The organism is Marinobacter algicola DG893, assembly GCF_000170835.1.
Classification (GTDB): Bacteria; Pseudomonadota; Gammaproteobacteria; order Pseudomonadales; family Oleiphilaceae; genus Marinobacter; species Marinobacter algicola.
The window spans coordinates 18854-30430 of the sequence record NZ_ABCP01000041.1; the positions used below are offsets into that span (position 1 = coordinate 18854).

7 protein-coding genes are annotated in these 11577 nt (G+C 53.9%); 3 read left to right on the forward strand and 4 right to left on the reverse strand.

The window, feature by feature from the left end; translation table 11 throughout:
• Window positions 1-600: 600 nt before the first annotated feature.
• Window positions 601-789 carry a hypothetical protein gene (locus tag MDG893_RS17215; RefSeq protein WP_007155103.1) on the forward strand — a complete coding sequence of 63 codons (189 nt, stop codon included), beginning with the start codon at window positions 601-603 and terminating at the stop codon, window positions 787-789.
• A gap of 2045 nt (window positions 790-2834) precedes the next feature.
• Here MDG893_RS17215 and MDG893_RS17220 read toward each other — a convergent pair.
• From MDG893_RS17220 to MDG893_RS17235, 4 genes are read right to left on the reverse strand one after another with little or no spacing between them, the layout of a single operon-like run.
• Window positions 2835-3233, reverse strand: a complete 399-nt coding sequence (locus MDG893_RS17220) for a hypothetical protein (RefSeq protein WP_007155105.1) — start codon at window positions 3231-3233, stop codon at window positions 2835-2837.
• 2 nt (window positions 3234-3235) lie between these two features.
• Entirely contained in the window at window positions 3236-5473 is a 2238-nt protein-coding gene (locus tag MDG893_RS17225) for a hypothetical protein (RefSeq protein ID WP_007155106.1), read from the reverse strand.
• Window positions 5470-7062 (reverse strand): tyrosine-type recombinase/integrase, encoded by a 1593-nt coding sequence (locus MDG893_RS17230; protein WP_007155107.1) that lies wholly within the window; start codon window positions 7060-7062, stop codon window positions 5470-5472. Before MDG893_RS17230 ends, MDG893_RS17225 begins: the two co-directional genes overlap by 4 nt.
• On the reverse strand, window positions 7059-8330 hold the full coding sequence (locus MDG893_RS17235) for a site-specific integrase (protein ID WP_007155108.1): 1272 nt from the start codon (window positions 8328-8330) through the stop codon (window positions 7059-7061). The genes MDG893_RS17230 and MDG893_RS17235 overlap by 4 nt, the downstream gene beginning before the upstream one ends.
• A gap of 147 nt (window positions 8331-8477) precedes the next feature.
• On the opposite strand from MDG893_RS17235, the gene ettA reads away from it, so the two are divergent.
• Together ettA and radA are read left to right on the forward strand one after the other, a co-directional pair.
• A complete protein-coding gene (gene ettA / locus MDG893_RS17240; RefSeq protein WP_050776522.1) occupies window positions 8478-10166 on the forward strand; it encodes an energy-dependent translational throttle protein EttA in 1689 nt (562 codons plus the stop codon).
• Window positions 10166-11545 carry a DNA repair protein RadA gene (gene radA / locus MDG893_RS17245; protein WP_007155110.1) on the forward strand — a complete coding sequence of 460 codons (1380 nt, stop codon included), beginning with the start codon at window positions 10166-10168 and terminating at the stop codon, window positions 11543-11545. The genes ettA and radA overlap by 1 nt, the downstream gene beginning before the upstream one ends.
• Window positions 11546-11577: the final 32 nt, after the last annotated feature.

An 11577-nucleotide genomic window follows, 5' to 3' on the forward strand; every position in this document is an offset into this window, starting at 1 on the left:
AAATCCACTCGGAAATCGGAAATCCGTGATTTATGCTTTTCTAGAATCTAGACAACCAAAACGTCTCCGTTCCGGAGCATACGGAGACACGGCGGCAACCCAAGTCTCTTTAGTTGAGATCCGGTGAGCTTTTCCTGGAAGATCTGTTCAGCCCCGTCTATCTCCAGAGCATCTACCTGGAGTTCTAGCTTCTAGTCAATCGTGCTTGCCCTTGCATAACCTATGATAATCAAACGTACCTTTTCTGGACGTAGATTGTTGCAGGGGATTCCTGGACACTAAACAAGGCAAATCTGGCAACTATGATCGGCCGAAGATAGCGTCCAACAAACGACCGTTTTCTGATGAAAGCATAGCGCAGCCAAGGATGTGGCCTTAAATAAGGATGCGAGAGATACCAAAACACTGGGTACTAGACACTCGAACTTTTTGACTGGTCACCCTCAAGAGAGAAAAATACTGAGAAGGTGGAGTGCGAAATCGAAAAAGGGCGAGGTAAACTGGACACTGATGCAGTTTTCGGTTTGTGTGACTCTCGGATCAAAACCGAGGCTGGGCCGGTAACGCAAATTATTCCCGTCACCTCAGGAGGACTTTGAAATGGCTACTACCGCAGATAAGCTTCGCGAGATGCGCCGCAATGCCGGTAAAAACCACGACAAGACTATTCGCACTTACTACGACGAGGTGAATGCCCAAAAGCGCGGAATACCACTGCCCTACGCCATCAACGATGACGTGTACATTGCTCAATCTGACGGTCGCATGGAGAAGATTGATTTAAACTAGCTTTCTACTTTCTATCGAGAACTCTGTGGATGACGTTGCGATGAAGCTAGAACACCAATTTGTTCAGTCCTCGCACTTAAACATTTCTTCTTTTGGCAAAGGCTTGAAGGTAAACCTTGTTTTTGTCGACACCTCCCAGAGGTAGCACGTTGATCGATTTATCGGATTCTACGCTGCTGCTATTGGCTCTTATGCCAATAGCTTTGATTGGTTTGGCACGTCTCTCAGCTCTGGTTAAGCCTAGTCTTGCCTGGATTTTGTTACTCTCTTGTCTAGGTATGATTACTTTGACTCTCCTAGCCATACCGATTTTTTTCCACCTTGAGGCATCAGGTATCGTCTATGTTACACCCCACCAAGCGGTAAGTTGGGGGCTTTGGGCTCTGGCTTCAGTCACTATGTCAATTCTGTGGGTCGTCATGATTATTATCCTCCGACAACGTTCAAATGCCTGATTCCGGTTAATCCGCTTCAGCACCCTCCAGTTGCTTCTGTTTTCTTCATCAAACCGCATGTTTTCTGGCGCAATCAGAGGGGAGGGATGCGCCTGCGATTTTCCGAACCATCCATCGAAATTCAAGCCTTTGGCTCCGCATTCCGGATAACTCAGAGCGCAAATATGACCGGTTGACGCGCGGTCGACTTTGCCAAATTATAGTTGCCTCTGCTTTTCGGGGGGATTACCGATGCCGTTGCAAGGTCGCCGATACCGGCGCGGAACTGAGCGATTCGGCACAACGATTCTCCTTGGTTGCACCTTGACATCTGGGCTTTGAGTTGCGCCCTATGGATATTGAGGGGCAAAAAAATGCAGGTCAATACAGGGCAACTCTCTTAATCGGCATCCGGAAAACCTCGCCTTCGACCTCATTGCTAGCATGATTGGTTGGAGAAAGTGCCAGAAATAGGGTTCATTTCTCTGTTTGTGTTGGCTGGCGCCCTGACATTCGGGCTCTGAGTTCCACTCTCAGGATATCGAGGGGCCAAAAAATGATAGGTCAAGACAGGACTCTTCTCTTGGTCGGCATCCGGAAATGGTGGGCGAAGGGCGGAGAAGAGAGAGGTCGATTTCGCCGTTGTGATTGTACGGCCGACGATTTATGTTTTTTTTTGACCACTATGCCGGGCCACACTCCGCAATGAGAGGATCACTGATAGTCAAAAAGCCAAGTCGCCGGCCATCGAGCACCGCGCCCTACAAAAAGTCCATCTCCTAGATGTAATTGGGCGTCACCACTCGATCCGATGGGCGTCCGATAAATAGGAAGAATTGTGAAACCAGAGGCCATTTACTCTCGATGCGGTTGGAATCGCGGACTGGCGAGGGTGAAAAATCGACTTACCCCGGTCCACTAGACACTCCTGACCTATGATTCGAGCATAGGAGGCCCTGTCATGAGCAGTCGACCCTGAGGAGACCTCAGATCCACTTTCGAATTGGCGAGTTCCTAGCCCTTTTTTTAAGGGTGTCAGGGCGTTCTCGGATAATCGAAGGTAAAAAAATTGCCAGTTGGCTGCCTTGTCGCTTTCGTTTTGAACGAGAAACGTTCAGATTTTAAGTAGAGACACGGTTTCCAGTGGGCGCCCGATAAATCCGATGGGCGCCCGAAAAAATAAGAAGAATGTAAAACTAACGGCGTTTTTCAATAACGATCGAAAGATCGGACTGGCGAGGATACTTAAATTGCACCTTTGCACCACAATTCTTAGAGCATTTTGCCGAGGGACACTCGGGCCTACACCCCATTTCGCGAATTCCTAGCTTTTTTACCGGGTATCAGGGCGTTCTCGGATAATCGAAGGCAAAAAAATTGCGAGTGGGCTGCCTTGTTACTTCTGCTTTGAACAAATTGTTCAGGTTTAGGGTAGAGACAAGGTTTCCGATGGGCGTCCGATAACTGGATACACTTCCCATCATACTAATTCCTCGCCACAAGAAATTTGACGAATTTAGGGGCTAAAGTAGGCGTTTTCCAGCATGCTCCAGACCGGATCTTGAAGCACAAAATATACTCGCGTCCTCGCTTGAGCGAAGCTGCGAGAGATTAAGTCTTTTTTTGAAGCTGGTAGACCGGCCGCTCTAGCTCTGATTGCGAAAGCCCGTGCATGTCAGCGTTCGCCTGCCAAATGAGGAAACGCGCATGCATATCTCGGACGGCTGCCAATAACTTCTGATTCTTCGCGGTCAGTTCCTCAATGCGCTGGTTGGCCGCCTGAATATCTTTGATCCAGCCAGGCTTGAGGTTCTGAACCTTCAATGCCGCCTTACGATTTTTCATCGCCAAATCAACGGCAGGTAGCTTCATCAGAGACTGGCGAGCACGACTAATCCCTAATTCCTCTTTGCAGGCCTCCACAAGCAACGGCCAGGTCAACTTCGGCTCTGACCACTCTTCAATCAGCTTGATGATTCGTTGCTCGTCTTTAGGCGTTAGATGGCCCATCGCTAACCCTCAATCTCATTCAACAAAGCCGAAACATCATCCAACGATGGCAACGCATCCTGCGTTCGGCTCTCGTCGATGAAATTGACGTCCATCTGCCTCGACATGATGACGGCATTCTTGGTTAGCGTCCAACCGTTATCGGCGTTCCACACAACGGCACCGTTCTCAAGTTCAGGGTTTTCCAATGTTTCGATTAGCGCTTCGCACTTGTAGAGTTTTTTCTCTAGTCTTTTGACCCACTCGCAGGCTCCACAAACACCGCGTGACATGGCACCCAGGGCTTTATCGAGGCGGAGTTTAATGTCGTCGCGTTCTTCCTTGAGGTTGACCAGCTTGACATCATCCCCTTTGACGCACCCGAGCCGTCCGCAGTCCAAACAGGCTCCCATTTTTGGACAGGGCTCAGAGGCAAAGTCATGCACACAGACGCCGATGTGAGTTTGATGGATAATTCGGTCCTGCTCACCTTCGAGCAGATCTTTCACATCCCCCAGGCTCAGCGGCTGATTGGTTTTGACCTTATCCAGAGTCTGACTCGCGTTGCTGCTCTTGATTTTGGGGTGGTAAGTCGCAACTCTTTGGGCCCTTTCCTCGATGGTTTCATGGTTGTAAACCGATCCCATCGTCGTGCGCCCGGAGAAGGCGTCTATCAGCAATTGGGACAAGCCAGCCCGATGCATTTCTGTGTTGAGTTCGTGCCGAAACGCGTGCGTGTTTACCCTAAGACTGTGGTAACCATGGTACTCGAACAGATTTTTCACAGCCGGGTTTTTCCAATTGCCCAATCGCGCCGACATTCGGTTGGGATCCGCCGCGATCTCTACGCCAAACCCGCGTTTGACACTCGCGGCACCGGAGCCCTCAGCCAATGCTCCCGTGCGTACTGTGAACAACGCATCACGGTACTTCACACGAGCTTTGCCCTCCGTGTACGGCGTGGTGTAGGGAAAGTCCTTCGGGAGATACTTCTCGCGCAACAGAACATTTAGCTTGCGCAGCGTAAGCACGAACCGGTCGTCAAACTCAAATCTCTGGACTCCTGGCTTGCCCTTAAAGCGGATTTGCCTGCCTCGGCTGGTATCCCACCCTTCAAGGATCTCGGCCAAGATCCTACGGGCAGCCGGGCTCAGCGTCTCTGGCCTCTTCAGAGACCCTACGAAATACGATTTAAAAATTGATCGCGGTGAGCTTGTCTCACGAACCTTGATTTGCAGCGCAGCACAAGCTTCGGTATAGGTGAGCGGCTCATCAGGACCTTTGGATGGCAGCCCTTTGTGGCGTGGAAATTCATCGGGATGGTCTTCCAGCCAGGCCGCATAGGCCCGCGCCTCATCGGTAACCAGTTTTAGCAACGCGAGGGCCCGCTCGACGACCGGCTCCATCTCCGGGCTGACAACCGGCTTCAGTATCACCTGATTTTTCTTTTCCGCATACCAGCGCAGGAACATTCGGCGATGGCCACTAGCATTCTCTTTAAACACCAAGCAATCCAACTCAACATCCGCCAATTCTCCCACGCGACTCGGGGCACTCAGCAGCAACGCACAGGCCGAGGTCACAACGATATCGAGAGCACGGGTCATTTCGTTGTTGAATATCTCTCCAAGAGCATAAATTACTTCACGACTGGGTAGTTTTTGTTGCCTATCTACTTTTTGCTGCTCGAGCGTGCGACGCTTCTTATCTGTCAGCGGAGAGGACCACCGGAAATCCGTCCTGAGCAGTTTTTTGGCCCGCATCAGGGCGACAATTTGCATAAGTGTCTTGCTGTGTCGGTATGGGGCGGCGCCCTTTGTCCAGTGACGGTTCATGTGTTCGCACGCCCTATTACAGACAGCGGCGGTCACCCGCGTCACATCCCGCGAGCCAGTCAGGTCGACCAAGGCAGCCTCCAAAGCCTTCATGGCGGAAAGCCAGGGTTGCAACGACTTCATATGAGAATACACCCGCCGATATACCAAGATGGCCTTAGCAAACTCGATGAAGGGGGGCTGCATCGTCCTTGGGGCAGCTATCGTCGATCCAAGCGCCGTGAAACTGCAGCTAGTGAAACCATGCTTATGCCAGCTTAAGTCTTCCCAGAGAATACTTTCGTGCACGCGATCGGGAATACCTTTGGGCAGAGTTTGTTTGGCCCATTGAACAAACGCCTCGAGCTGAGCCTCTGCATCTCGGTGGCTCTTCGGCTTAAAATCAACGATGTGATGTGTTGACTTCGAATCGGAGGATTTTGTCATTGATTAGCGCACTCTGAACCGGTTTGGCGCATTACCTCGCAATCGAGAATGACCTTGCGGCAGGCAAGAATCGCCCGATCCCAGAGCACACCAGTCGTTTTATCTGTGACAATGGTCTGCGCCCTTCGGCGCTCCAATCGCGCCAGGACAGCGCCGTGATCGGCGTCTCGAAATGGCTGGAATTTTCCACATTGGTAACAGGTAAACGGCGCATCAAGATGGCAGGTGGCATCGGCACCACACACCGCCAAATCCTCAATTTGTCGATCGGCTTGATCGCCGTTTTTCGCTGAGGAGCGATCCGTGACGATGCGCCCGGTAAATGCATTCACCACCAACGCCAGATGATCGCTCATCTTCGCGTCGATCAGCGCCATTAACTCCGCCGAAACCTGCCGGTATTTGCGCACTGTCCGAGTAGTTTTGTGCATCAATGCGCTGGCTATCGCCCACTCATCCAGCCCCGCATTGGACAGGTCCGTACCAAGCGTGTGCCTAAACCGATGCCCCCGCGTCACTTTCAGCGGCTGATGCGTGCGAGGCGAAATCGGGAAGCCTTCCTTCCTCTCGACGCGCGCAAGCCAGGCACCGACCGTTGCAGGCCCTGCATGAAAGATCGGCTGCGGCGCGTCTTCGAGGGCTTTTTGGTGGGGGCTATCGAGCAAACCAGGGGGATTTACCCGCTCCCGAAATTTTGCTTCATCACCCAGCTTCCGACGAAAGAGCGGTACATTCTCAATGGCGGCGTCCCAGTCTGCGCGGCCTGGATAAGTTTGCCAAAGCTGCGCCAGAACCAGCGCCTTGTATGCCTGCACGGTGTTAAAGAGGTCTTGATCCAGACTGAACGTTTCGGACTTTGCTCGCCAACCCGCCTCATCGTCTTTTCGTTTTCCCCAATAAATCCTGACCTTGCAGCCGTGGTCAGTTTTCGTGAAATCACCAAAAACCATCATGCGCACCTGAGCACCACGCTGTCCGTAAATCATTACCATGCGCAGGTACAGGTAATGCTCCGGATCTAACTGATCGTGACAAAACTGCTCATGTATCCATTGGTGCAGCGCGTCCTGCTCCACTTGCGTGAACGGGCCATGTTCGGGGTCGAGACTAAGAACCACATCTTTGCTGGACCCTTTTTTTCTCGGCAGCGCCTTGTAGGCGTCGATCAGGGATTGCGACGGGCGCTGTTCGAGGGATTCGCAGTCGTGCCAAAACGTCATGAAAGCAGCAAGAGCACTAAATTCACCACTGTTAAAGCGCTCCCGCAGATCGATAAGGTGTGTCTCATTGAGCGGGTCGCGCCCGGCCTGAAAAGCCCGCGACAACACACTGGCGACGCCAAAAACCGTCATCGCTGCCTGATCGGCCATTCGATAGGCCAGGGCGGCGTGCAGCCAAGGCCGCCAAGCTGGCGAGACGCAGGCAAGGGCTGCTTCCCAGTTGACTGAGTTCTGGACCGATTTATCCGGTTTCCACATCGGATCAGCAGGTGTAAACAACTCCCCACACTTTGCCAAGCGCGGTGTGTTCAGCCATGCATCGAGTGTGTTCTTCGTGGGTGCCTGAAGTGCATCGACGGCAATTTTCACGCTGGATCTCCATCTATCGTGCCGGCCTTAGCCTTCTGACGGTTGGCTTTAAACCGCTCAGCCCGTTTCTGTATCGCTTTGTCTGCCTCTTCCTTCCAGAATTTCTTGCCGTACAGACCGGGCATGTTTGATTCCGGACTCCAACCGAACATCCATGTGAGGGTCTTTTGAACCTGAGTGGTGCGATCCTCCGGTGAGAGTGTGGCCAGTTCCTCACGCATGCTTTCCAGCATGGTGTAGACCGCGTCATGCCTCAGAATATGCGGGTGAACATGCGCCAGCTCCGGAGCTTTTTCTCGGACTGTGGACAGAACGCCATCGACGGCTTTGATGGTTAGAGGGGCCCCCTCATTTCGTTTGTGTGCGACGAGTAGAAATGGATGCTTCTTGGCTAGCGAGGCGCCTCTATGCGGCTTTCTAGAGCGATATCTGGATTCGTACTCACTGATCGCGTCATACAGGTCATCAGTCATTACCAGCATACGCTCGTGGGTTTTGAATTGCGGGGCCATCGATCGCGGATCGAGGCTCTCGTCCTCCAAGTTGACCACCGCTAGTTGACGACTATGCCAGTGAATATCGCTGGTCTTGATCAGCAACATCTCGGAGCGTCGCAGACCCATATCGAGACCTAACAGCAAAATGATGTAGTTACGCTGCCTGATGGCTTCATCTGAAAAGGGGTTATCGGCGCTGTCCGGATGCATGATTTCCAGCAATCGAGTTCGCTCCTGACTGGTAAGCCCCTTCATTTCGTCAATTCGTGTTTTTTTCCACGCAGGGCTGGCCGCCTTGATCTTGCGGTTGATACGCCTTTTCACATCGTCAACCGCCTCAAATCGTGTTGAGAGATCACCCAACTTCTCATAGAGGAAAACCAGATAGTCGCGTACCGCTTCGATTCGCTGCCGCGCATGGACTTTGCCAACGGATTTGTATGTAGTCGGATGCAAGCGCGTCCCCGCATACTTCAAAGCCAAGGTTTTCTTGCTAAACCCCGCGTCCGACACAAAGCTAGAAAGTTCACTGTCTGTCAGGTATTGGCTTTTAGGGCGCTGTTCGAGGCGAGAAATGAGGTCAATGGAGGAAAAGGCCAGAAACTCTTCAAACACAGCCAGATGCTCCAGATACTTCTTGGTAGTTTCGAGGGCTCTGCCAGAGAGTTCGAGGGTGATGTATAAATTGGGGTAATAGACCGGAATCAGGTCTTGCACCAGCAGCTTTCTTCGAGCAGCATTCACCACTTGTTCTATGACTTGGAAACCCACATCGCCCCTTCCTGAAAATTAACTTTTTTAAGTATAGTCAGGAACAGAACTTAGGCAATGCAAAACCTAACTTTTTATTTTTCGACTTTGAGCGCGCATCACCACCCTCAAAGCGGCTCAGAAACAATACTATAGGTGAGTTGAACCATGTCAAAAGGTGACAAAACAGGAAAAACAGGCTCTTACGTATACACCATGAACCGCGTGGGCAAGGTGGTTCCGCCCAAGCGTGAAATCCTTAAAGACATTTCCCTGAGCTTTTTCCCGGGCGCCAAGATCGGCGTACTGGGCTTGAACGGTGCCGGTAAGTCTACGTTGCTACGTATTATGGCTGGTATCGATCAGGATTACATTGGCGAGGCCCGCCCCCAGCCCGGCATCAACGTTGGATACCTGCCCCAGGAACCGGAGCTGGACGACGCCAAGACCGTCAAGGAAATCGTCGATGAGGCGGTCTCGGGCGTCCATGACGCGTTGGCGGAGCTGGACCAGGTCTATGCCGCCTATGCCGAGCCGGATGCCGACTTTGATGCCCTCGCCAAGAAACAGGGCGAGCTGGAAGCCTTCATACAGGCGTCTGACGGTCACGATATTGAGCGCAAGATGGAAGTGGCAGCTGATGCCCTTCGTCTGCCGGCCTGGGACGCCATGGTGAAGAACCTATCCGGTGGTGAGCGACGCCGCGTGGCACTTTGCCGCCTGCTGCTGTCCAGCCCGGACATGCTGTTGCTGGACGAGCCTACCAACCACCTGGATGCGGAGTCTGTAGCCTGGCTGGAACGCTTCCTTCACGACTATACCGGCACAGTGGTCGCCATCACCCACGACCGCTACTTCCTCGACAACGTCGCCGGCTGGATTCTGGAACTGGACCGTGGCCAGGGCATTCCGTTTGAGGGCAACTACAGCCAGTGGCTGGAGAACAAGGAAAAACGCCTGGAAGTTGAAGCCAAACAGGAAGCGTCGCGCCAGAAGACCATCAAACACGAGCTGGAGTGGGTCCGCAGTAACGCCAAGGGCCGACAGTCCAAGAGCAAGGCCCGCCTGGCCCGTTTTGAGGAAATGAGTTCCCAGGAATTCCAGAAGCGCAACGAGACCAATGAGCTGTATATTCCACCTGGCCCTCGCCTGGGCGACAAGGTGATTGAGATTGATGGCATCAGCAAGTCCTTTGATGACCGCCTGCTTTACGAAGACGTGTCACTCAGCGTCCCCCCGGGTGCGATTGTCGGCATCATCGGCGGCAACGGTGCGGGCAAGTCCACGCTGTTCCGGATGATTGGCGACTACGACAAACCGAACTCCGGCACCATCACCGTGGGTGAAACCGTCAGGCTGGCCTATGTGGACCAGATGCGGGATCTGAACGGAGACAATACTGTCTGGGAAGAGCTCAGCGACGGCAACGACATCATCAAGATCGGTAATTACGAGACGCCGTCACGGGCCTACGTGGGCCGCTTCAACTTCAAGGGTTCGGATCAGCAGAAACGGGTCGCCGATCTGTCCGGCGGTGAGCGCAACCGACTGCACCTGGCGAAATTGCTGAAGGAAGGCGGCAACGTCTTGCTGCTGGACGAACCCACCAACGATCTGGACGTTGAAACTTTGCGCGCCCTGGAGGAAGCCTTGCTCAACTTCCCCGGCTCCGCTTTGGTGATCTCGCACGACCGCTGGTTCCTCGACCGTGTGGCCACTCATATCCTGGCGTTTGAGGACGATGGCGAGGTGGTCTATTTCGAGGGCAACTTCAGTGATTACGATGAAGATCATAAGAAGCGCAAAGGGGATTCCGCCATGGTGCCCCAGCGCATGAAGTACAAGAAGCTGGCCTGATGGCAAAAGCGAAAACCGCCTACGTCTGCACCGAGTGCGGTGCAGACTATTCCAAGTGGCAGGGGCAATGCACTGCCTGCCAGGCCTGGAACACGATTAGCGAAGTTCGAGGGGTCAGCGGCGGTAACGCCAGGGGTGCCCGCGGGAGCCGCTTCGAGGGCTTTGCAGGCAGCCTGTCGGAAGTGAAAAGCCTGGACGACGTCAGTCTTGCTGAACAGCCCCGTATCAGCTCCGGCATGCAGGAGTTCGACCGCGTGCTGGGAGGCGGTCTGGTGGAGGGTTCCGCCATCCTGATGGGCGGCCATCCTGGCGCCGGCAAGAGCACCCTGTTGCTTCAGGCCGTCTGCCACCTGGCGTCGAGCGTTCCCGCCCTGTACGTCACAGGCGAGGAATCGCTACAGCAGGTCGCCATGCGCGCCAAGCGCCTGGGGCTGCCCACCAAAGACCTGAAGATGCTCTCGGAAACGAGCGTTGAACGGGTCATGCAGGTTGCAGAGGCGGAAAAACCCCGCATCCTGGTGGTGGACAGTATCCAGGTGATGCACGTGGCCGAGTCGGAATCGGCACCAGGCAGCGTCTCCCAGGTCCGCGAAAGCGCAGCTTATCTGACCCGTTTCGCCAAACAGACTGGCACCATCCTGTTTCTGGTAGGCCACGTTACCAAAGACGGCAGCCTTGCGGGGCCAAAGGTGCTGGAGCATATGATCGATTGCTCCATCCTTCTGGAAGGCTCCAGCGATAGCCGTTACCGCACCCTGAGGGGCATCAAGAACCGCTTTGGCGCGGTTAACGAACTGGGCGTGTTTGCGATGCTGGAACAGGGCCTGAAGGAAGTGAAGAACCCCAGTGCCATCTTCCTGAACCGCGGCGAGGAAGCGGCTCCCGGCAGCGTAGTGATGGTGGTCTGGGAAGGCACTCGTCCTATGCTGGTGGAGATTCAGGCGCTGGTGGATATGGCCCAGGGGGGATACCCGAGACGCGTTGCCGTGGGGCTTGATCAGAACCGGCTGGCGATGCTGTTAGCGGTGCTGCATCGCCATGGTGGTATGCATGTGTCGGATCAGGATGTGTTTGTGAATGTGGTGGGCGGCGTGAAGGTCAACGAGACCAGTGCGGATCTGGCGCTGCTTGCGGCGATTGTGTCGTCTTTCCGCGACCGTGCCCTGCCTCAGGATCTGGTGATTTTCGGCGAGGTCGGCCTTTCCGGCGAGATTCGGCCGGTGCCCAGTGGTCAGGAACGCATTTACGAGGCTGCCAAGCATGGGTTTACGCGCGCGCTGGTGCCTAAGTCTAATGCACCTCGTAAGGCGATTGAGGGGATGAAAGTGATTCCCGTGACCAAGCTTAGTGATGCGTTGTCGGCTTTGGAGGAGCTTTGAGATCTGACTTCTAGCCTGGTTGGTGCCGGGCA

What these genes read in the sequence shown, in the direction of transcription:
- MDG893_RS17215 (WP_007155103.1), top strand. Translation starts at nt 601, where the DNA reads ATGGCTACTACCGCAGATAAGCTTCGCGAGATGCGCCGCAATGCCGGT.
- ettA (WP_050776522.1), top strand. Translation starts at nt 8,478, where the DNA reads ATGTCAAAAGGTGACAAAACAGGAAAAACAGGCTCTTACGTATACACC.
- MDG893_RS17225 (WP_007155106.1), bottom strand. Translation starts at nt 5,473, where the DNA reads ATGACAAAATCCTCCGATTCGAAGTCAACACATCACATCGTTGATTTT.
- MDG893_RS17220 (WP_007155105.1), bottom strand. Translation starts at nt 3,233, where the DNA reads ATGGGCCATCTAACGCCTAAAGACGAGCAACGAATCATCAAGCTGATT.
- radA (WP_007155110.1), top strand. Translation starts at nt 10,166, where the DNA reads ATGGCAAAAGCGAAAACCGCCTACGTCTGCACCGAGTGCGGTGCAGAC.